Annotated in this window: 18 protein-coding genes; 3 read left to right on the top strand and 15 right to left on the bottom strand. The window is 68.0% G+C overall.

Annotated features, from left to right (window positions below; all coding sequences use genetic code 11):
- Positions 1-5 precede the first annotated feature (5 nt).
- Positions 6-1,448, top strand: coding sequence for an amidase (locus G369_RS0125600; RefSeq protein WP_019656904.1), 1,443 nt, complete (start codon positions 6-8; stop codon positions 1,446-1,448).
- 232 nt (positions 1,449-1,680) lie between these two features.
- On the opposite strand, the gene G369_RS0125595 is transcribed toward G369_RS0125600, so the two are convergent.
- Both G369_RS0125595 and G369_RS0125590 read right to left on the bottom strand, forming a co-directional pair.
- Complete coding sequence (locus G369_RS0125595) at positions 1,681-2,619, bottom strand: 2-hydroxyacid dehydrogenase (RefSeq protein WP_019656903.1); 939 nt, start codon at positions 2,617-2,619, stop codon at positions 1,681-1,683.
- A gap of 144 nt (positions 2,620-2,763) precedes the next feature.
- Positions 2,764-4,599, bottom strand: a complete 1,836-nt coding sequence (locus G369_RS0125590; protein WP_019656902.1) for an ABCB family ABC transporter ATP-binding protein/permease — start codon at positions 4,597-4,599, stop codon at positions 2,764-2,766.
- A gap of 41 nt (positions 4,600-4,640) precedes the next feature.
- Between G369_RS0125590 and G369_RS0125585 the strand changes: the two genes are divergently transcribed.
- Positions 4,641-5,066, top strand: a complete 426-nt coding sequence (locus G369_RS0125585; protein WP_019656901.1) for an acyl-CoA thioesterase — start codon at positions 4,641-4,643, stop codon at positions 5,064-5,066.
- A gap of 113 nt (positions 5,067-5,179) precedes the next feature.
- On the opposite strand, the gene G369_RS0125580 is transcribed toward G369_RS0125585, so the two are convergent.
- The 13 genes from G369_RS0125580 to G369_RS0125520 all read right to left on the bottom strand — a co-directional run bounded on the left by G369_RS0125580 (position 5,180) and on the right by G369_RS0125520 (position 18,972).
- Positions 5,180-6,286 carry an ABC transporter substrate-binding protein gene (locus tag G369_RS0125580; protein WP_026346620.1) on the bottom strand — a complete coding sequence of 369 codons (1,107 nt, stop codon included), beginning with the start codon at positions 6,284-6,286 and terminating at the stop codon, positions 5,180-5,182.
- 374 nt (positions 6,287-6,660) lie between these two features.
- The gene (locus G369_RS0125575) at positions 6,661-7,425 is read right to left on the bottom strand and encodes an enoyl-CoA hydratase (RefSeq protein WP_019656899.1); all 765 of its coding nucleotides are present in this window, start codon (positions 7,423-7,425) and stop codon (positions 6,661-6,663) included.
- Between the two features lie 35 nt (positions 7,426-7,460).
- Positions 7,461-8,057: a 2-hydroxychromene-2-carboxylate isomerase gene (locus G369_RS0125570; protein ID WP_019656898.1), complete on the bottom strand. Its 597-nt coding sequence runs from the start codon at positions 8,055-8,057 to the stop codon at positions 7,461-7,463.
- Positions 8,058-8,218: 161 nt separating this feature from the next.
- Entirely contained in the window at positions 8,219-8,968 is a 750-nt protein-coding gene (locus G369_RS0125565; protein ID WP_019656897.1) for an SDR family oxidoreductase, read from the bottom strand.
- Between the two features lie 4 nt (positions 8,969-8,972).
- Positions 8,973-9,809: an acyl-CoA thioesterase gene (locus G369_RS0125560; RefSeq protein WP_019656896.1), complete on the bottom strand. Its 837-nt coding sequence runs from the start codon at positions 9,807-9,809 to the stop codon at positions 8,973-8,975.
- 28 nt (positions 9,810-9,837) lie between these two features.
- Positions 9,838-10,737, bottom strand: coding sequence for an alpha/beta hydrolase family protein (locus G369_RS0125555; protein WP_019656895.1), 900 nt, complete (start codon positions 10,735-10,737; stop codon positions 9,838-9,840).
- A 54-nt stretch (positions 10,738-10,791) separates the two neighbouring features.
- A complete protein-coding gene (locus G369_RS0125550; protein WP_019656894.1) occupies positions 10,792-11,988 on the bottom strand; it encodes an acetyl-CoA C-acyltransferase in 1,197 nt (398 codons plus the stop codon).
- Positions 11,985-12,401, bottom strand: a complete 417-nt coding sequence (locus G369_RS36305; protein WP_038115792.1) for an endonuclease domain-containing protein — start codon at positions 12,399-12,401, stop codon at positions 11,985-11,987. Before G369_RS36305 ends, G369_RS0125550 begins: the two co-directional genes overlap by 4 nt.
- A gap of 65 nt (positions 12,402-12,466) precedes the next feature.
- Positions 12,467-14,866: a 3-hydroxyacyl-CoA dehydrogenase/enoyl-CoA hydratase family protein gene (locus G369_RS0125540; protein WP_019656893.1), complete on the bottom strand. Its 2,400-nt coding sequence runs from the start codon at positions 14,864-14,866 to the stop codon at positions 12,467-12,469.
- Positions 14,867-14,989: 123 nt separating this feature from the next.
- Complete coding sequence (locus tag G369_RS0125535; protein ID WP_019656892.1) at positions 14,990-15,433, bottom strand: DUF2147 domain-containing protein; 444 nt, start codon at positions 15,431-15,433, stop codon at positions 14,990-14,992.
- A 51-nt stretch (positions 15,434-15,484) separates the two neighbouring features.
- Positions 15,485-17,281, bottom strand: a complete 1,797-nt coding sequence (locus tag G369_RS0125530; RefSeq protein ID WP_019656891.1) for an acyl-CoA dehydrogenase C-terminal domain-containing protein — start codon at positions 17,279-17,281, stop codon at positions 15,485-15,487.
- A 70-nt stretch (positions 17,282-17,351) separates the two neighbouring features.
- The gene (locus G369_RS0125525) at positions 17,352-18,041 is read right to left on the bottom strand and encodes a TetR/AcrR family transcriptional regulator (protein ID WP_019656890.1); all 690 of its coding nucleotides are present in this window, start codon (positions 18,039-18,041) and stop codon (positions 17,352-17,354) included.
- A gap of 172 nt (positions 18,042-18,213) precedes the next feature.
- Entirely contained in the window at positions 18,214-18,972 is a 759-nt protein-coding gene (locus G369_RS0125520; RefSeq protein ID WP_019656889.1) for an SDR family oxidoreductase, read from the bottom strand.
- 111 nt (positions 18,973-19,083) lie between these two features.
- On the opposite strand from G369_RS0125520, the gene G369_RS0125515 reads away from it, so the two are divergent.
- Positions 19,084-19,971: a LysR family transcriptional regulator gene (locus G369_RS0125515; protein WP_019656888.1), complete on the top strand. Its 888-nt coding sequence runs from the start codon at positions 19,084-19,086 to the stop codon at positions 19,969-19,971.
- Positions 19,972-19,983: the final 12 nt, after the last annotated feature.

Genomic DNA, 19,983 nt, shown 5'->3' with positions numbered 1-19,983 from the left:
CAGCCATGTCCTCGACCGACCTGCTCGACCTCAGCGCCACCGAACTCTCCCGCCGCATCGCCGCGCGCGAGCTGTCCTGCCGGGAGCTGATGCAGGCGTCGCTGGCCCGCATCGAGGCGCTGAACCCGCGCTTCAACGCCGTCGTGTCGCTGCGCGATCCGGCGCAGTCGCTGGCAGAGGCCGACGAGCGCGACGCCGAGCTGGCCCGTGGCGAACGGCGCGGCTGGATGCATGGCTTTCCGCTGGCAGTGAAGGACCTGAGCCATGCCGCCGGCCTGCCGACTTCCATGGGTTCGCCGCTGTCGCCGCGCTCGCCGGCCCGCAGCGACAGCCTGCACGTGGCGCGCGCCAGGGCGTCGGGCGCCGTCGTCATCGGCAAGACCAACACGCCCGAATTCGGCCTCGGCTCCCACACCTACAACACCGTGTTCGGCATCACCCGCAACGCCTACGCGCCCGACCGCAGCGCGGGCGGCAGCAGCGGCGGCGCGGCGGTGGCGCTGGCCCTGGGCATGCTGCCGGTCGCGGACGGCAGCGACATGATGGGATCGCTGCGCAACCCGGCGGCCTTCAACAACGTGATCGGCATGCGGCCCTCGCGCGGACGCGTGCCGGGCAACCCCGACGAGGAACTGTTCTTCCAGCAACTGGGCTGCGAAGGCCCGATGGCGCGCACGGTGGAAGACGCGGCGCGGCTACTGGCCGTGCAGGCGGGCTTCGACGCACGCGTGCCGCTGTCGTCGCCGCACGCCCTGCCCTCGCCCGACGAACTTCGGCTGGAGGGCGACGGCAAGGGCCTGCGCATCGGCTGGCTCGGCAGCATCTGGCCCGACCTGCCGCTGGAGCCCGGCATCCGCGAGCTGGGCGAGAAGGCGCTCGGAACCTTCCGCGACATCGGCTGCGAGGTCGAGCCCTGCACCCTCGACGTGCCGCGCGAGCACAACTGGAGCGCCTGGCTGCGCCTGCGGCAGCTGCTGGTGGGCGGCAAGCTGGGCGCCTACCTGAGCGACCCGAAGCTGTTCGCGCAGCTCAAGCCCGAGGCGCAATGGGAGATCGAGCAGAGCCGCCATCTCGACGCGGCCTCGCTCTACCAGGCCTCCGTCTATCGATCGAACGTGTACCGCGCCTTCCTCAAGCTCTTCGAGCGCTTCGACTTCGTGCTGGCGCCGACGGCACAGGTCTTTCCCTTCGACGCCGAGCTGCACTGGCCTGCCGGGGTGGGCGATGTGAAGAGCGACACCTACCACCGCTGGATGGAGATCGTCACGCCCTTCACGCTGGCGGGCCTGCCGACCCTGAACGTGCGCGCAGGCTTCGGCGAAGGCGGGCTGCCGATGGGGCTGCAACTGGCGGGGCCGATCCACTCGGATCTCGACGTGCTGCGGCTGGGACATGCGTACGACCAGGCATGCGGCTGGGCGGCGCGCCGCCCGCCGGTATTGGCCTGACTACCTCCGCCGCTGAAGGAGGGCGGGGGTGAAGGAAAGCTGCACATCCAGCGGACGCTCTGCCTGCCCCCATCCAACCTTCCCCCAACGGGGAAGGAGAAACGCATCCGGTTCGATATCTTTTCTCCCTCCCCCTCTGGGGGAGGGCTGGGACGGGGGCAAGCGGCGCTCATTGCGGGCGCCCTGCCTGCCCCATCCCGACCTTCCCCCAGCGGGGGAAGGAGCAGGAACATCAGATCGGCGTGACGACGCCGCGCCCCGCGAAGTGCCCTTCGGCATTCGCAAGGAAGTGGTCCACCGACTTCTGCGTCGCCTCGGGCGACCAGCCCGCCATGTGTGGCGTGAGCAGCACGTTGTCAAGGCCGATCAGTTGCTCGGGCCGCTTCGGCTCGCTCTCGTACACGTCGAGGCCTGCGCCGGCGATGCGGTTCTCGCGCAGCGCCGCGGCCAGCGCCTCGGTGTCGACCACGCTGCCGCGGCCGATGCTCACCAGGTAGCCCTGCGGCCCCAGTGCATCGAGCACTTCGGCATTGACCAGGTGCTTCGTCGCCGGTCCGCCCGGAGCCGCCAGCACGAGGAAGTCGGCCCACGCGGCCAGCGACTTCAGATCGTCGAAGTAGCGCTGCGCGGCGCCCTCCTTCGGCTTGCGGTTGTGATAGCCCACTTCCATGTCGAAGGCGGCCGCGCGCTTCGCGATCTTCTGGCCGATGGTGCCCATCCCCAGGATGCCCAGCTTCTTGCCCGACACGTTCGGCGGCTGCGGAATGGCCTCGCGCCACACACCTTCGCGGCACAGCCGGTCGAGCTTGCGGAACTCGCGCACGATGCCGATCAGGAGGCCGAAGGCGTGGTCGGCCACGCAATCGTCATTGGTGCCGGCGCCGTTGGCGGTGGCGATGCCGCGTGCGCGCGTCACCTCGAGCGGCACGCCTTCGTAGCCCGCACCCAGGCAGCAGATCAGCTCCAGCGCGGGCATCGCGTCGATCTCCTCGGGCGTGATGCCGATCACGCCGATGGTCAGCACCGCGCGGAACTTCTTGCCGTGCTCGGCGATGGCGGCCGCGCGCTGCTCGGGGCCGAAGGCGTAGGTCACGTCGTAGACCTCGGCGATCTGGGCCTGGTGGGCGCTCGAGAGGCTGTTGAGCACCAGCAGGGGGATCTTGTTCGACACGTCTGAACTCCTATTCGATGTCAAAAAATCGCGTGAATCCCTGAGTGGAACACCACGCAACCGGCTTTGCCGGACCGTCGGTGTTGCCCCCGGCCCGCGGTGGGAGAAGCGACACGACGTGCGCGAAGCCCCCGGGGGGCGAACCTAGAGCAGCGGCACCGCTTCGCTCTTCTGCAGAGCCCACATCTGCGCGTAGCGGCCCTGCTTGGCGAGCAGCTGCGCATGCGTGCCGCGCTCGACGATCACCCCGCTTTCGAGCACCAGGATCTCGTGCGCATCGACCACCGTCGACAGCCGGTGCGCGATGACCAGCGTGGTCTTGTCCTGCGCGGCGCTCTTGAGCTCCGACTGGATGGCACGCTCGTTGGCCGAGTCGAGCGCCGAGGTGGCCTCGTCGAAGATCACGATCGGCGGGTTCTTCAGCAGCGTGCGCGCGATGGCCACGCGCTGCTTCTCGCCGCCCGAGAGCTTCAGGCCGCGCTCGCCCACGGTGGTTTCGTAGCCCTTGGGCGTCGCGGCGATGAAGTCGTGGATGCGCGCGGCGCGCGCGGCGGCTTCCACCTCTTCGCGCGTGGCGCCGGGGCGGCCGTAGGCGATGTTGTATTCGACCGTGTCGTTGAAGAGCACCGTGTCCTGCGGAACGATGCCGATGGCGTGGCGCACGCTCGACTGCGTCACTTCGCGGATGTCCTGCCCGCCGATGGTGATGCGCCCCTGCTGCACGTCGTAGAAGCGGTACAGCAGCCGCGCCAGCGTCGACTTGCCCGAGCCCGAGGGGCCGACCACGGCCACCGTCTTGCCCGCCGGGATCTCGAAGCTCACATGCTTCAGGATGGGCCGGGCGGACTCGTAGGCGAAGCTCACGTCCTCGAAGCGCACGGTGGCGTCGGCACCGGCCAGCGGCTGTGCGCCGGGCGCGTCGCGCACCTCGCGCTCCTTCTCGAGCAGCACGAACATCTTGTCGAGGTCGGTCAGGCTCTGCTTGATCTCGCGGTAGATCACGCCCAGGAAGTTGAGCGGGATGTACAGCTGGATCATGAAGGCGTTGACCATCACAAGGTCGCCCAGCGTCATGCGCCCGTCGACCACGCCCGAGGTGGCGCGCCACAGCATCAGCACCAGGCTGATGGCGATCAGCGCCTGCTGGCCGGTGTTGAGCATGCTCAGCGTGCGCTGGCTCTTGATGGCGGCCTTGCGGTAGCGGTCGAGGCTGGCGTCGTAGCGGCCGGCCTCGAAGTCCTCGTTGTTGAAGTACTTGACGGTCTCGTAGTTCAGGAGCGAATCGACCGCGCGGCTCTGCGCCACCGAGTCGAGCTCGTTCATGGTCTTGCGGAACTGCGTGCGCCACTCGGTCACGGTGACGGTGAAGACGATGTACAGCACCAGCGCCGCCACCGTGATCCACACGAAGAAGGCGTCGAACTTCACGCCCAGGATGGTGAGCACCAGCACCAGCTCGATGATGGTCGGCACGATGCTGTAGAGCGACATCGAGATCAGCGAATGCACGCCGCGCGTACCGCGCTCGATGTCGCGCGTCATGCCGCCGGTCTGGCGCTCCAGGTGGAAGCGCAGGCTCAGCGAATGCAGGTGGCGGAACACCTCCAGCGCGATCTGCCGGGCCGTGCCCTCGGTGGCCTTGGCGAAGATCAGCTCGCGCAGCTCGCTGAAGAGCGAGGTCGAGAAGCGCAGCAGCCCGTAGGCCAGCAGCAGCCCGATGGGCACGATGAGCAGCGCCTGGGCCATGTCGGGCTTGGGCGTCATGGTGTCGACCAGGTTCTTCAGCAGCACCGGCACGCCGACGTTGGCCACCTTGGCGCCGACCATGAAGGCCAGCGCGGCGAGCACGCGCCACTTGTACTGCCAGAGATAGGGGAAAAGCCGGCGCAGGGTCGCCCAGTCGGAGCGTTCGCCTGCGGGTGCCGGCGCCTGGCCGGCGGCTGCGTGGGAGGAAGGAAGGGCTTCGCCGCTGCGGCGCATGGAGGACAATCGTGGTTGCTTGTTTGTTCCAGATTGTGCCCATGTCAGATACTTCCAGTGCCGCCTCCACGGCCGCTGCCACCCTCAAGAGCCTGCCCACCGACATGGAGCTGGTGCTCAAGGTCATCCCGATGCCGGCGGACTGCAACGCCAACGGCGACATCTTCGGCGGCTGGGTCATGGCCCAGTGCGACCTGGCCGGCTCCGTCATCCCCGCGCGCTACGCCAAGGGACGGCAGGCCACGGTGGCGGTCAACGAGTTCATCTTCAAGCAGCCGGTGCGCCTGGGCGACATCCTGTCGTTCTACTCCAAGCTGGTGCGCATCGGGCGCACCTCGGTCACGGTCACGGTCGAAGTCTTCGCCGAACGCTTCCGCGCACAGGGCGAGTACATCAAGGTGACGCAGGCCACCTTCACCTACGTGGCCATCGACGACAACGGCCGTCCGCGGCCGATTGAAAAGTAATCCCCCCAGGCTTCGCGCACTTCGCGTCGCGTACGCCTTCCCCCTTGCCGGGGGCGACGCCTGCGGCCCGGCAAGGCCGGTTCCGCGGTGTTCCTGGCTAAGGCGGCACCCTCTCAGACGCCCGGGTCGCGCACCCGCTCGAAGCGTTCGAACTCGCGGTTGACCCACCGCCCGTCACGCCGCTCCACGCGGCGGATGTACACCGTCTGCACGATGTCGCGGGTGTGGGCGTCGATCTCGATCGGCCCGCGCGGGCTGTCGAGCTTCAGCCCGCGGAACGCATCCACCAGCCGCTCTCCGCTCGCGTTGCCGCGTACGGCGGGCGAGCTCATCGCGGCGTCGATGGCCTCCAGCGCATCATGCGCCGCGACCGCGAAGTAGCCGGGCCGCAGATGGCTGCCGTATTCGGTCTCGAAGACGCCGGTGAAGCGCCGGTTGGCCGGCGAGTCGTGCACGAAGGAATAGTGGTGGCTGGTGACGAGGCCGTCGGCCAGTTCGCCGATGCCTTCCAGGTAGTGGTCGTCGGTGGCGTCGCCGGTGGCCAGCAGGCGGATGCCGGTGTCGGCCATGCCCCGGTCGCGCCAGAACTTGAGGAAAGTCGCCGGCATCTGCCCCGAGGGCAGGAAGAAGAACACCGCCTGCGGCTTCAGTTCGCGCAGCCGCAGCATGTAGGCCGAGTAGTCCAGCGTGGCCAGCGGCACCCGCAGCATCGCGCCGATGCGGCCGCCGCCCGCGGTGAAGCCCGAGACGAAGGCGCTTTCGGCATCGACGCCCGAAGCGTAGTCGGCCACCACCGTGCAGACGTCGCGCAGCCCCTGCTGCAGCGCCCATCGGGCCAATGGCATCGTGACCTGTCCGATGGTGAAGGACACGCGCACCGCATACGGGCAGCGCGCCGTGATGCCCGAGGACGCCGCGTTCATCACGATCAGCGGCAGCCTGGCCTGCGTGGCGACGTTGCCCACGGCATAGGCATTGGAGCTGAAGTCCAGGCCCGCGAGCAGCTCGACGCGCTCGCTTTCCACCAGGTCGAGCGCCTGGCGGCGGGCCTGGTCGGGGGCGCTGCCCGGCACGTCGCGCCGCAGCAGTTCGACGGGCCTTCCGGCGATGTGCTGGTTGTGCGCCGCCAGCCACACGGACATGCCGGCATCGAACTGCCGGCCGCCGCCCGCATAGGGGCCGGACCAAGAACCGATGACGCCGATGCGCAGCGGCCTGATGCGCGCCAGGGCCAGCGAAGGCGCCGCGAGGGCGCCGGCTGCCAGCAAACCTAAAGTACGCCTGCGCGAAATGCCGGATGCTACTTTTTCAGTAGCATCATTCACCCGGTGGACGGGCGCCGTGAGCGTTCTTCTCTCCGAGGCTTGCACGCAGGACAGTGTAAGCGTGCAGGACCCGGAAGGCGCTTCCGACCCTCATCAGACCTTGGAGAAATCCGGCTTGCGTTTTTGACGAAAGCTTGCCCGCGCCACTTGCGTGGCTACGCCTCTGGCGAGGCGTCGGATTTCAGCACTTGCTGAAATCCGGCTTGCGCTTTTGACGAAAGCTTGCTCACGCCACTTGCGTGGCTACGCCTCTGGCGAGGCGTCGGATTTCAGCACTTGCTGAAATCCGGCTTGCGCTTTTCCATAAAAGCGCTGAACGCCTCCCGCGCAGCCGGTTCGCGCAGCATGCGCCCGAAGCTCGCGCCCTCCTCGCCCATGCGCTCCAGCACGGCGGGCATCTGGCCCTTCTTCAGCAGGCGCTTGGTTTCCACCAGCGCGCTCAGCGGCTTGGCCGCCAGCTTGCGGGCCTGGGTCTGCGCGATGGCGTTCGCCTCGGTCGGCGGCACCACGCGGTTGACCAGGCCCACTTCGAGCGCGGCCTCGGCCATGAAGGGTTCGCCCAGCAGCAGCGCCTCGGCGGCGCGGTGGTAGCCCAGCATCTGCGGCACCAGCAGGCTCGAAGCCGCCTCGGGGCACAGGCCCAGGTTCACGAAGGGCATCGAGAAGGCCGCGTTGTCGCCGGCATAGACCAGGTCGCAGTGGAACAGCATCGTGGTGCCGATGCCCACGGCCGGGCCGCACACCGAAGCGACGAGCGGCTTGGGAAAAGTGGCGATGCCGCGCAGGAAGCGGAACACCGGCGATTCCTGGGTGGCGGGCGGCGCGTTGAGGAAGTCGCCGATGTCGTTGCCAGCGCTGAAGATCGTCGGGTCGCCCTGGATCAGCACGCAGCGCACGGCCGCGTCGGTCTCCGCATTGGCCAGGGCGTCGGCCAGCTCGGCGTACATGCCGCTGGTGATCGAGTTCTTCTTGTCGACGCGGTTGAAGGTGATGGTCATCACACCGGCTTCGGTGTGGACGAGGATGTCGCTCATAGAAAGATCCTTGAATGAAACGTGTGGTGCCGCCCTCAGGCGGCGTCGAGTGCTTCGCGTACGAAATCGAGCCGGTCCTGGCCCCAGAACATTTCGTCGCCGACGAACATGGTGGGCGCGCCGAACACGCCGCGCTCCACGGCTTCCTGGGTGACGGCCTTGAGCCGGTCCTTGGTTTCCTGCGCGCCGGCCAGCGCGAGCAGCGCGCCTGCATCGAAGCCGGCATTCTGCAGGACTGCGCCGACGGTCGCCGGGTCGTTCAGGTTCTTCGGTTCCACCCACATCGCGTGGAAGACCGCGTCGACATACGCGCCGAAGCGGTCGGGCTCCTTCATCTGGACGCCGGTGGCGCCGCGCATCAGCAGCAGCGTGTTGATGGGAAAGTGCGGGTTGTGCGCGAAGGGCACGCCGTAGCGCTTCGCGAAGCGCTGGAGGTCGGTCGTCATGTACGGGCCCTTGGGCTTGATCTCGGCCGGCGAGTGGTTGCCGGTGGCCTGGAACACGCCGCCGAGGAGCATGGGCTTCCATACCAGCTGCGCGCCGGTGTCGGCACACACGTGCGGCAGCTGCGTCGCGGCCAGGTAGGCGGCGGGGCTGCCGAAGTCGAAATAGAAGTCGACGGATCGAGTCATGGGTGTCTCCATTCAATGCTGCGAGGGTCGGGATCGGACTTCCGAACGCAAGGGACGCGAACGTTTCGCAAAGAGCGCAAGAGGTCCAGGACACATCTTCGAATGCATTTCTCGCGTCCTTCGCGAAACCTTCGCGTCCTCTGCGTCCCTTGCGCCCGTGATCAGAACTTCTCGGACCAGGGCCGCAGGTCGATCTCGTGCGTCCAGGCGTCGCGCGGCTGCGCGTGCAGCATCCAGTAGGTGTCGGCGATGTGGTCGGGGTTCAGGATGCCGTCGCTTTCCTTCAGCGCATAGCGCTCGGGGAAGTTGCTTCGGATGAACTCGGTGTCGATGGCACCGTCGACCACCACGTGCGCCACGTGGATGCCCTGCGGCCCAAGCTCGCGCGCCATGGACTGGGCCAGCGCGCGCAGCGCCATCTTCGCGCCCGAGAAGGCGCCGAAGTTCGCGCCGCCGCGCAGCGAGGCGGTGGCGCCGGTGAAGATGATCGTGCCGCGATGGCCACCTTTCGGAAGCTCGCGCGCCACCATGCGCTTCGCCACCTCGCGGCCGTTGAGAAAGCCCGAGAAGCAGGCCATCTCCCACACCTTGAAGTACTTGCGCGCGGTCTCGGTGAGGATGCTCTCGGGCACGTTGGCGCCGATGTTGAACACCATCACCTCGATGGGCCCGATGGTCGATTCGATCTGCTCGACGAGCGCGACCACCTCCTCTTCCTTGCGTGCATCGCATGCGAAGGCATGGGCGCGGCCGCCGTCGGCCTCGATCTGCGCGACCAGCGGCTGCAGCTTGTCGAGGCTGCGCCGCGTGACGCAGGCGACATAGCCTTCGCGCGCGAAGCGGCGGGCGATGGCGCCGCCGGTGGCGTCGCCGGCGCCGACGACGAGAACGGCTTTCTGCGGAGTGGCCATGTCGCTATTCCTTGTAGTAGACGATCTGGTTGGAGGTGGCGAGCAGCACGCCCTTCTCGCTCCACAGATGCGCGGTCTGGTCAAAGAAACCGTTGAAGAACTGCTGGCCCGCGGCGCGGCCCAGCAGGTAGCCGGTGCCGACCTCGGCGAGCTGCTGCGGCCCGGCGTGGAAGTAGGTGGTGATCGACACCGTGCCCGCCGGCACGTGCTTCGCGCGGCGCAGCCACACGCGCGGATAGAACATGTCGCTCATCGCGGCCAGCGATGCGAAGTCCAGCGGCCTGGGCTCGGCGTCGCGCAGCCAGATGCGGGTTTCGCTGTGGCTAAGGCTCTCGTCCCACCTGGCGGGAATGCCGCCGCTGAAGGGGCGCATCTCGTACTGCTTGACCCACGCCACGCCCGAGGGGCCGATGCTCATGCGCTCGACCGTCTCGGGCCTGGGCGACTCGGGCATGGGCATGTCGCTCTCGCCCCAGGTCTCGCGGCGCGCGGCGGTCACCACCGTGGCGGTGGTCGTCATGTTGGGCGCGCCGCTGGCGCCGGCCTGCGTGATCTGCACGGTCCAGTGCTGCGTGGAACGGTTGGTGCGCACGGCCGTGGCCTGGATGTCGAACGCGCCGGCTTCGAGCGCCGCCGCGTAGTTGACCGTGATCGCGATCGGCGTGCCCAGCACGTCGGGGTGCTGCATCACCGACTGCAGCGCGAGCGCCGCGGTGGTGCCGCCGAAGGGCCCGACCATGTTCCAGTAGTCGGGGCTGGTCATGCCGGTGAAGTGCCCCACGCGGATGTCGCTGTGGTGGATCTTCAGGGCCTTGTCGAAGGGGTGCGTGCTCGTCGTCATGGCGGCAGTGTGCCTGCGGTGGCCCGCGTCACGCAGTCGTGTGCGGGACGTTGTCGTGCTGCACCGCAGTAAGCGATGCGAGCCTGTTCAGCTTGTCCACCGTGCTCGGCCAGAGGCTCTGGCTGAACTGCTCGCGGAAGAAGCCGAAGTGGCCGATGCGGCGCGCCTGCACGTCGGCCGGCGCGATGCGTTCGATGGCGCTCGGCGCGCCGGTATAGAAGCTCACCAGGCTGTTCGTGCCTGCGAGCGTCATGAGCTCGTCGTCGGTCATCGACAGCGCGAGCACCGGGAAACGCACGCGGCTGTAGCTGCGCGCGGCGAGCTCGCCCTCGGCGCCGACGCTGTAGCGCGGGTTGAGGCACCAGCGCCGCCACTGCAGGATCACGCCGCGCGGCAGGTCGCCCACCTTCCTGAGCTTGCGGCCCGGAAAGTAGCCGAACAGCCGCGTGACCAGCGGCACCAGCACGAACCAGAAGTAGAGGATGGAGCGCTTGAGCCTCGGCGCGTTCTCGCGCCAGTAGCCGCTGCCGGCCGCGATGCTCACGAGCCCGTCGACCTGCTCGGGCCGCTGCAGGAAGCCCGGCAGCTGCGCGCCGAGGCTGTGGCCCAGCAGGTAGAGCGGCGCATCGGGCGCTGCGGCCTTGGCGGCATCGATGACCGCCTCATAGTCGCGTGCCCAGTCGAACAGGTCGGCATCGACCTCGCGCAGCGGCACGTCGCCGCGCGAGTCGCCCGAGCCCCGGTAGTCGAAGGTCCAGACGCACAGGCCCTGCTGCGAGAGCCATTGCGCGAAGGGCGCGTAGAAGGACTGGCGCACGCCCATCGCGCCGCCGATCACCACGCTCGCGCGCGACGTGCCGGCGGTTTCGTAGCGGCGCACCGCCAGTTGCTGGGCGCCGCCGTCGACCGGAAGCTGCTGCGTCTGCATGAAGCTGTCTCCTTCGTTGAACCGGCACTCGTGTCGGTGCCTTGGCGCTACGGGTCAGACCCGCTCGAAGATGCCGGCTGCGCCCTGGCCCATGCCCACGCACATCGTGACCATGCCGTACTTCAGGTTCTCGCGGCGCAGCGCGTGCACCACGGTGGCCGAGCGGATGGCACCGGTGGCGCCCAGCGGATGGCCCAGCGCGATCGCGCCGCCCATCGGGTTGACCTTCGACGCGTCGAGGCCCAGCGTGTTGATGACGGCCAGCGACTGCGCCGCGAAGGCTTCGTTGAGCTCGTACCAGTCGATGTCTTCCTGCTTCAGGCCGGCATAGCGCAGCGCTGCGGGAATGGCCTCGATCGGGCCGATGCCCATGATGTGCGGCGGCACGCCCTTGCTGGCGAAGCTCACGAAGCGCGCGAGCGGCGTGAGGCCGAACTGCTTGACCGCCTTCTCGCTCGCCAGGATCAGCGCGCCGGCGCCGTCCGAGGTCTGCGAGCTGTTGCCCGCCGTCACGGTGCCGCGCGCGGCGAACACGGTGCGCAGCTTGGCCAGGCCTTCGAGGCTGGTGTCGGGGCGCGCGCCCTCGTCGAGGTTGACGGTGCGGGTCTTGGCGATGGATTCGCCCGTCTCCAGGTTCGGCGCGCGGTCGGTCACCTCGATGGGCGTGATCTCGTCTTCGAACTTGCCGGCCTGCTGCGCGGCCAGCGCCTTCTGGTGCGAGGCGAGCGCGAACTCGTCCTGAGCCTGGCGGCTCACCTTCCACTGCTGCGCCACCTTCTCCGCCGTGAGGCCCATGCCGTAGGCGATGCCCACGTCGCCCTCGCGCTCGAAGATCGAGGGCGACAGCGAGGGCGAGTTGCCCATCATCGGCACCATGCTCATGCTCTCGACACCCGCCGCGATCATCACGTCGGCCTCGCCCACGCGGATGCGGTCGGCCGCCATCTGCACGGCCGACAGGCCCGATGCGCAGAAGCGGTTGACGGTGATGCCGCCCACGCTGGTCGGCAGGCCGGCCAGCACCGCGCCGATGCGCGCGACGTTCAGGCCCTGCTGCGACTCGGGAATCGCGCAGCCGCAGATGATGTCCTCGATGGCTTTCGGATCAAGGCTGGGCACCGCGGCCAGCGCAGCGCGCAGCGTGGTGGCCAGCAGGTCGTCGGGCCGGTAGTTGCGGAAGTAGCCCCGGTGCGACTTGCCGATGGGGGTGCGGGTGGCGGAGACGATGTAGGCGTCTTGGACTTGCTTCATGGAAGGCTCCTGGATTTGGCTCCTTCCCCCTCTGGGGGAAGGTCGGGATGGGGGCAGACGGCCGTCAATTCGCCGAGTCGATTGGCAATCGCCTGCAGCACCCCTTCAAAGTTGACAAACGGATCGTTCGATCCGAAACGCAGTACGTCGAATCCGTGCGCGCGCAGGAAAGCGTCGCGTCGGGCGTCGTAGCCCGCCTGCGCCTGATGTTGCGATCCGTCGAGTTCGACGATCAGCTTGGGACCGAGGCAGGCGAAATCGGCGATGTAGTTGCCAAGCGGATGCTGCCTGCGGAACTTCACTCCCAGTTGCTCGCCGCGCAGCCCGCTCCAGAGCTTGCGCTCGGAGTCGGTCATCCCGCGCCGCAGCGTGCGGGCGTTATGTTGCGCGTTGGGAGTAGATTGGTTTTGCATGGGCCGCTTGCCCCCATCCCGACCTTCCCCCAAAGGGGGAAGGAGAAAGACGGGCATCGCTCGTATCAGTTGCGCACAGGCTTCCCCGTGCTGAGCATCCCCATGATCCGCTCCTGCGTCTTGGGGTGCACGATGAGCGAGCAGAACGCCTTGCGTTCCAGCGTCATCAGGTATTCCTCGGTCACGAGCGAGCCCGCGTCCACGTCGCCGCCGGTCACCACGTTGGCGATCAGGCTGGCGATGTGGAAGTCGTGGGCGCTGATGAAGCCGCCGTCGCGCATGTTCACGAGCTGACCCTTGATGGTGGCGGCGCCGCTGCGGCCCGCGACGCGGAAGGCGCGGCGCAGCGGGGGGCGGTAGCCGGCGTCGGCCATGGCCTTGGCCTGCTGCAGCGCCACGTACAGCAGCTCGTCCTTGTTCGGCACGATCACGTCGCCCTCGAGCAGGTAGCCCAGCTTCTTCGAGTCGAGCGCGCCGGTGCCCACCTTCGCCATCGCGGCGGCGGTGAAGCCTTCGGTGAGGAAGGGCAGCAGGTCGGTGCCCGTCGAGGCCGATGCGTTCTCGGCCGCGCGGCGGGCGATGTAGGTCAGGCCGCCCGCGCCGGGGATCAGGCCCACGCCCACTTCGACCAGGCCGATGTAGCTTTCCATCGCGGCAACGCGCTTGGCCGAATGGATGGCCAGCTCGCAGCCGCCGCCCAGCGCCATGCCGCGCACGGCGGAGATCACCGGCACGTTGGCGTAGCGGATCTTGAGCATCACGTTCTGCAGCTCTTCCTCCGCGCCCTCGACCGCGCCGATGCCGGCGACCACGAAGGCCGGCAGCATGGCCTGCAGGTCGGCGCCGACGGAGAACACCTCGTCGGGCGACCAGATCACCAGGCCCTTGTATTCGGCCTCGGCCAGGTCGACCGCGGCGCCGAGCGCCTCGGCCACGTCGGGGCTGATGGCGTGCATCTTCGAATGGATGCTGGCGATGAGCACTTCGCCATCGAGCGTCCACACGCGCACGTCGCCTTCGTCGCTGATGGTGGTGCCGGCGGTGTTGGCGTCGGCTGCGTTGGCGCCGAGCACGCTCTCGGGGAACAGCTGGCGCTCATGCACCGGCAGCCTGCGCTGCGGCACGAACCTGTTCTGCGAGGCGCTCCACGAGCCCTCGGGCGTGTGCACGCCGCCGGCCTCGGCCACCGGGCCTTCGAACACCCACCTGGGCAGCGGCGCGCTGCTCAGCGCCTTGCCGGCGTCGATGTCTTCCTGCACCCACTTGGCGACCTGCGCCCAGCCGGCTTCCTGCCAGAGTTCGAAGGGGCCCTGCTTCATGCCGAAGCCCCAGCGCATGGCGAAGTCGATGTCGCGCGCGCTCTCGGCGATGTCTCCCAGGTGCACGGCTGCGTAGTGGAAGCCGTCGCGCAGGATGGCCCAGAGGAACTGGCCCTGCGGTCCTTCGCTCTCGCGCAGCAGCTTCAGGCGTTCGCCCGCGGGCTTCTTGAGCATGCGGCCGTACACCTCGTCGGCCTTGGCGCCGGCGGGCACGTACTCGCCGCTCTTCAGGTCGAAGCGCAGGATGTCGCGGCCGGCCTTCTTGAAGAAGCCGGCCTTGGTCTTCTGGCCCAGGTTGCCCAGCTCCAGCAGCCTGGCGAGCACGGGAGGCGTCGCGAAGTTGGCGTAGAACGGGTCGGTCTCGGCGTTGAGGTTGTCCTGCAGGGTCTTCACGACGTGGGCCATGGTGTCCAGGCCCACCACGTCGGCGGTGCGGAAGGTGCCCGAGCTCGCGCGGCCCAGCTTCTTGCCGGTGAGGTCGTCCACCACGTCGGGCGTGAGGCCGAACTTCTCGACTTCCTTCAGCGTGGCCAGCATGCCGGCGATGCCGACGCGGTTGGCGATGAAGTTGGGCGTATCGTGCGCGCGCACCACGCCCTTGCCCAGCGTGCTGGTGACGAAGGCTTCGAGGTCGTCGAGCACCTGCGGCTGCGTGGTGGGCGTGTTGATCAGCTCCACCAGGAACATGTAGCGCGGCGGATTGAAGAAGTGGATGCCGCAGAAGCGCGGCTTCAGCGCCTCGGGCAGCGCCTCGCTGAGCTTGGTGATCGACAGGCCCGAGGTGTTGGAGGCCAGGATCGCGTGCTTGGCGACGTGCGGCGCGATCTTCTTGTAGAGATCGAGCTTCCAGTCCATGCGCTCGGCGATGGCCTCGATGACAAGGTCGCACTCGCCGAGCTTGTCGAGGTTGTCGTCGTAGTTGGCCTGCTCGATCAGCACGGCGTCGGCCACGTCGCCCAGCGGCGCGGGCTTGAGCTTCTTGAGGTTGTCGATGGCGCGCGTGACGATGCCGTTCTTGGGGCCTTCCTTGGCCGCCAGGTCGAACAGCACGACAGGCACGCGCACGTTGACGAGGTGGGCCGCGATCTGCGCGCCCATCACGCCGGCGCCGAGCACGGCGACCTTCTTCACTTGAAATCGGGACATAACTGGGCTTTGAAGTTTCGAATCAGTTCGGGGAACACCGCGGAACCGGCTTTGCCAGGCCGCTGGTGTTGCCCCCTTGAGGGGGTAGGCGGCTACACGAAGTGAGCAAGCAACGGGGGTGGGTCAGGGAACGCGGTTCCAGGTTTGGGTGCGCCAGAAGGGGCCCAGGTAGCCGCGCACTTCGAGCTTCCTGCCGCCATCGACGGGTGTGAAGCTCGCGCGGTATTCCTTGCCGTTCTCGGGGTCGAGGATCTTTCCGCCTTCCCAGACGTCCTTGCCCTCGGCCTTCTTGCCGCCGCGGATGATCTCCAGGCCCGCGATGGGCTTGCCCTTGCGGTCGTCGCTGCATTCCTCGCAGACCGCGTCGGCCTTGGTGTCCTTCTTCAACGACTTCTCGATGCGGCCGCTGAGCGCGCCGTTGGTCTCGGCGATGCGGATCTCGGCCTTGACCTCGCCGGTCTTGTCGTCGACGTTGCGCCACAGGCCCACCGGCGTGATGCCCGCGCCTTGCGCCATGGCGGAGGCGGCGGTGACGGTGAACAGGACGGCTGCAAGCATTGCTTTCATGAGCGGCTTCCGGTTGAGTGTGGGTCGGTCGTCGAAGAAGGAGCTGCAGGCTTACGCCAGGGCGGCTTCGGTGTCCATCAGCACCTTGCTGCCGGCGCGCGCGGTGCGCATCAGCGTCGCGGTCTCGGGGAACAGCTTGGCGAAGTAGAAGCGCGCGGTCTGCAGCTTGCCGACGTAGAACGGGTCGGTGTTGCCGGCGGCGATCTCGCGCAGCGCGACCTGCGCCATGCGGGCGAACAGGTAGCCGAACACGAAGTGGCCGGCCACGCGCAGGTAGTCGACGGCGGCGGCGCCCACTTCGTCGGGGTTCTGGAAGCCCTTGAATCCGATCTCGGTCGTGAACTTGGTGAGCTGGTCGCCCAGGCCGGCGATCGGGTTGATGAACTCGGCCATCTTCTCGTTCACGCCCTCTTCTTCCACCAGCTTCGCGACGAGCTTGCCGAACTTCTTGAGCGAGGCGCCGTTGTTGCCCAGCACCTTGCGGCCCAGCAGGTCCAGCGACTGGATCGTGTTGGTGCCTTCGTAGATCATGTTGATGCGGTTGTCGCGCACGAACTGCTCCATGCCCCATTCCTTGATGAAGCCGTGGCCGCCGAACACCTGCATGCAGGCGTTGGTGGAGATGTGGCCGTTGTCGGTGATGAAGGCCTTGACGATGGGGGTCAGCAGCGCGACCAGCTCGCCCGAGTCCTTGCGCACCTTCTCGTCGGGGTGGTTGTGTTCCTTGTCGAGCAGCAGCGTGCAGAAGATCTGCAGCGCGCGGCCGCCTTCGGCGTACGCCTTGGCGGTGAGCAGCATCTTGCGCACGTCGGGGTGCACGATGATGGGGTCGGCTTCCTTGTCCTTGGCCTTCACGCCCGAGAGGGAGCGCATCTGGATGCGGTCCTTGGCGTAGGCCAGCGCGTTCTGGTAGGCCACTTCCGTGAGGCCCAGCGACTGGTTGCCCACGCCCAGGCGGGCGGCGTTCATCATCACGAACATCGCGGCCAGGCCCTTGTTGGGCTCGCCCACCAGGGTGCCGGTGGCGCCTTCGATCACGATCTGCGCGGTGGCGTTGCCGTGGATGCCCATCTTGTGCTCCAGGCCGGCGCAGAAGATCGGGTTGCGCTCGCCCAGCGAGCCGTCGGCCTTGACCTTGAACTTCGGCACCACGAACAGGCTGATGCCCTTGCTGCCCTTGGGCGCGTCGGGAAGGCGTGCCAGCACCAGGTGGATGATGTTGCTGGTCATGTCGTGCTCGCCGGCCGAGATGAAGATCTTGTTGCCGGTGATGCGGTAGGTGCCGTCGGGCTGCGGCTCGGCCTTGGTGCGCAGCAGGCCCAGGTCGGTGCCGCAGTGCGGCTCGGTCAGGCACATGGTGCCGGTCCATTCGCCGCTGGTGAGCTTGGGCAGGTAGGTCTTCTTCTGCTCGTCGGTGCCGTGCGCGGCGAGCGCTTCGTAAGCGCCGTGCGAGAGGCCCGGGTACATGGTCCAGGCCTGGTTGGCGCTGTTGAGCATCTCGAACAGGCACTGGTTCACCACGAAGGGCAGGCCCTGGCCTCCGAAGGCCGGGTCGCACGACAGCGCGGGCCAGCCGCCCTCGACGTACTTGGCGTAGGCGTCCTTGAAGCCCTTGGGGGTCTTCACTTCATGCGTGTTCTTGTCGAGCGTGCAGCCTTCCTCGTCGCCGCTGATGTTCAGCGGGAAGGTCACCTCGGCGGCGAACTTGCCCGCCTCCTCGATCACCGCGTTGATGGTGTCGGCGTCGGTCTCGGCATGGGCCGGAAGCGCCTTGAGCTCCTCGGCGACGTTGAGCACTTCGTGCAGCACGAACTGCATGTCGCGTACGGGGGGGGTGTAGGTAGGCATCCGGGACTCTCCTGGTCGAAGCTAGATAGAAAAAAAGAAAAAGGAAAACGGAACCGGCCGCGCGCTTCGGTCAGCGCACGGTCTTGAGGCGGCGTGCCGCGGGTGCGGCGGCCGCTTCGGGCTTGGGCGCGTCGGGCGTGGCGGCGCGCGCGAGGATGTTGTCGAAGCCGACGTTGGCGCGGCCGATGGAGCCGGGCACCTGCAGGAAGCGGGCTTCGTAGTGCAGCGCGAGGATCAGGCCGTGGATCTCGAACGCCAGCTGGCGTTCGTCGGCGTCGGCGCGCAGGTGGCCTTCGCTCTGCGACTGCACGATGGCGCGCAGCACGGCCGCCTGCCAGATGCTGACCGACTCGACCAGCGCGTCGCGCACCGGACCCGGACGGTCGTCGAATTCGGAAGCGCCGCTGATGTAGATGCAGCCCGAGTCGATCTCGGTCGAGGTGCGCTTCATCCAGTTGGCGAACATGGCGCGCAGGCGCGGCAGGCCGCGCGGCGCCTTAAGTGCGGGGAAGAACACCTCCTGCTCGAAGCGCGCGTGGTATTCGCGCACCACCGAGATCTGGAGCTCTTCGCGCGATCCGAAGTGGGCGAAGACGCCCGACTTGCTCATCTTGGTGATCTCGGCCACGGCACCGATCGACAGCCCTTCGAGGCCGATCTGCGCGGCCAGTGCCAGCGCCGCATCGACGATGACGGCCTTGGTCTGCTGCCCTTTCTGGGCGGCGCGCGCGGGCTTGGCGGGAACGGCTGTTGCGGTCATCGTGGAATTTCCATGCAAAAACGAACGGTCGTTCTATTTTGCAGGGCTTTGGACTTCCGGCCGCAAATTAACCTTCAGTTATTGAAGGTTAATGAAGGCGGGACAGACCGCAATCGGGTCCGTCCCGCATCACTCACTGTCACTCGCTCCCAGGGCCGTACGGCCCCGGGGCTCAGAACTCCTGCGACACCGGCCGCAGCACGACCTCGTTGATGTCCACGTCGGCCGGCTGCTCCACCGCGTAGACCACGGCGCGCGCCACCGAATCGGCAGGGATCTGGTTGGACTCGTAGAACGCCTTCACGCCGGCCGCGCTCTCGGCATCGGTGGTGCCGAACTTGAGCTCCGACTCCACCGCGCCGGGCGAAACGATGGTCACGCGCACGCCGCTGTTGCCCACCTCCACGCGCAGGCCCTCGGAGATGGCGCGCACCGCGTACTTGGTCGCGCTGTAGACGGTGCCGATCGGCGTGAACACCTTCAGCCCCGCGATGGACGCCACGTTGACGATGTGCCCGCTGCCCTGCGCCTGCATGCGCGGCAGCACCGCGGCGATGCCGTAGAGCACGCCCTTGATGTTGACGTCGATGGTGCGGTCCCATTCGTCGACCTTCAGCTTGTGGATGGGCGACAGCGGCATCACGCCTGCGTTGTTGACCAGCACGTCGATGCGGCCGAAGGCCTCGACGGTGGCCTGGGCGAGCTTCTCGAGGTCGGCGCGCTTCGCCACGTCGGTGGCCACGGCGATGGCCTCGCCGCCGGCTTCGCGGATCTCGGCGACGAGCTTGTCGAGCCGCTCGGTACGGCGCGCCGCCAGCACCACCTTCGCGCCGCGCGCCGCCAGGTGGCGCGCGGTCGATTCGCCCAGCCCGCTACTCGCGCCGGTGACGATGGCGACCTTGCCCTTGATGTTGTCTTGAACGGATGTCATGGAGAGATTCCTTTCGCGGTGTGTTGAAGAAGTGCATGCAGTGTGGAAAATCCACGCGTTCCAGTAAATGAAACTCTGGCGACTTCAGAATTCCCAATTGAGGAACACTCCATGTCCAACCGCCTCGAAGCGCTGCGCGTCTTCTTCACCGCCGCCGATGCCTCCAATTTCCGCGAGGCGGCCGTGCGACTTTCGGTGTCGCCGCAGGTGGTGACGCGCGCGGTGCGCGAGCTCGAGGAAGAACTGGGCGAGCCGCTCTTCCACCGCAGCACGCGCGGCGTGCAGCTCACCGATTTCGGGCGGCAGCTCGCGCAGCGCGCGCGTGCGGCGGTGGGCGGCGTCGACGCACTGTTCCACCGCACCGACCGGCGCGCGCTGTCGCAGCATGCGGGCACGGTGCGCGTGACCGCACCCAACGTGTTCGGCCGCCGGCTGATCCCGCAGGCGCTTGCCCCCATGCTGGCCGGGCACCCCGGCCTGGTGCTGGACCTGCGGCTGTCGGAGAGCCATGCCGACGTGGTCGACGAGCAGATCGACATCGGCGTGCGCGCAGGCCCCATCCGAGATGCGCGCTTCGTCGCCCGCACGGTCGGCAGGATGCGCCTCTACGTGGTGGCGACGCCCGCTCTGATCGAGCGCACGGGCATTCCGGAGAGCCTCGATGCGCTGCCGGGCTTTCCGCTCACTGCGCTGATGGACCGCAGCTCGGGCCGCCCATGGTCGTGGTTCTTCAGCAAGGGGCGGCAGGTGCCGATCGCCGCGCCCGCCTTCGTCACCGACGACGTCGATGCCGAATGCGCGGCAGTGCGCGCGGGCCTGGGCTTCGGCCAGCTCGTGGCCCCGCTGGCCGAGCCCCTGCTGCAGTCGGGCGAGCTCGTGGAGGTGCTGGAGGCCGAGGCGCCGGAGCCCTGGCCGATCCATGTCTACCGCTCGCAGCGCGCACCGGTTCCGGCGCGCGTGCGGCTGGTGTACGACGAGCTGATCCGCGTGCTGCGCTGAGGCGGCTGCCGG

The sequence above is a fragment of the Variovorax atrisoli 110B genome (assembly GCF_000382045.1).
In the GTDB taxonomy this organism is placed as follows: Bacteria; Pseudomonadota; Gammaproteobacteria; order Burkholderiales; family Burkholderiaceae_C; genus Variovorax; species Variovorax atrisoli.
Note: the sequence above shows the minus strand (reverse complement) of the source record. Positions and strands in the feature narration are given on the sequence as shown.

Bases quoted from the DNA above. Each gene is read 5' to 3' on its own strand.
- G369_RS0125535 (WP_019656892.1), bottom strand. From the start codon at position 15,433: ATGAAAGCAATGCTTGCAGCCGTCCTGTTCACCGTCACCGCCGCCTCC.
- G369_RS0125520 (WP_019656889.1), bottom strand. From the start codon at position 18,972: ATGACATCCGTTCAAGACAACATCAAGGGCAAGGTCGCCATCGTCACC.
- G369_RS36305 (WP_038115792.1), bottom strand. From the start codon at position 12,401: ATGCAAAACCAATCTACTCCCAACGCGCAACATAACGCCCGCACGCTG.
- G369_RS0125560 (WP_019656896.1), bottom strand. From the start codon at position 9,809: ATGACGACGAGCACGCACCCCTTCGACAAGGCCCTGAAGATCCACCAC.
- G369_RS0125555 (WP_019656895.1), bottom strand. From the start codon at position 10,737: ATGCAGACGCAGCAGCTTCCGGTCGACGGCGGCGCCCAGCAACTGGCG.
- G369_RS0125550 (WP_019656894.1), bottom strand. From the start codon at position 11,988: ATGAAGCAAGTCCAAGACGCCTACATCGTCTCCGCCACCCGCACCCCC.
- G369_RS0125530 (WP_019656891.1), bottom strand. From the start codon at position 17,281: ATGCCTACCTACACCCCCCCCGTACGCGACATGCAGTTCGTGCTGCAC.
- G369_RS0125590 (WP_019656902.1), bottom strand. From the start codon at position 4,599: ATGCGCCGCAGCGGCGAAGCCCTTCCTTCCTCCCACGCAGCCGCCGGC.
- G369_RS0125600 (WP_019656904.1), top strand. From the start codon at position 6: ATGTCCTCGACCGACCTGCTCGACCTCAGCGCCACCGAACTCTCCCGC.
- G369_RS0125585 (WP_019656901.1), top strand. From the start codon at position 4,641: ATGTCAGATACTTCCAGTGCCGCCTCCACGGCCGCTGCCACCCTCAAG.
- G369_RS0125570 (WP_019656898.1), bottom strand. From the start codon at position 8,057: ATGACTCGATCCGTCGACTTCTATTTCGACTTCGGCAGCCCCGCCGCC.
- G369_RS0125525 (WP_019656890.1), bottom strand. From the start codon at position 18,041: ATGACCGCAACAGCCGTTCCCGCCAAGCCCGCGCGCGCCGCCCAGAAA.
- G369_RS0125575 (WP_019656899.1), bottom strand. From the start codon at position 7,425: ATGAGCGACATCCTCGTCCACACCGAAGCCGGTGTGATGACCATCACC.
- G369_RS0125515 (WP_019656888.1), top strand. From the start codon at position 19,084: ATGTCCAACCGCCTCGAAGCGCTGCGCGTCTTCTTCACCGCCGCCGAT.
- G369_RS0125540 (WP_019656893.1), bottom strand. From the start codon at position 14,866: ATGTCCCGATTTCAAGTGAAGAAGGTCGCCGTGCTCGGCGCCGGCGTG.
- G369_RS0125565 (WP_019656897.1), bottom strand. From the start codon at position 8,968: ATGGCCACTCCGCAGAAAGCCGTTCTCGTCGTCGGCGCCGGCGACGCC.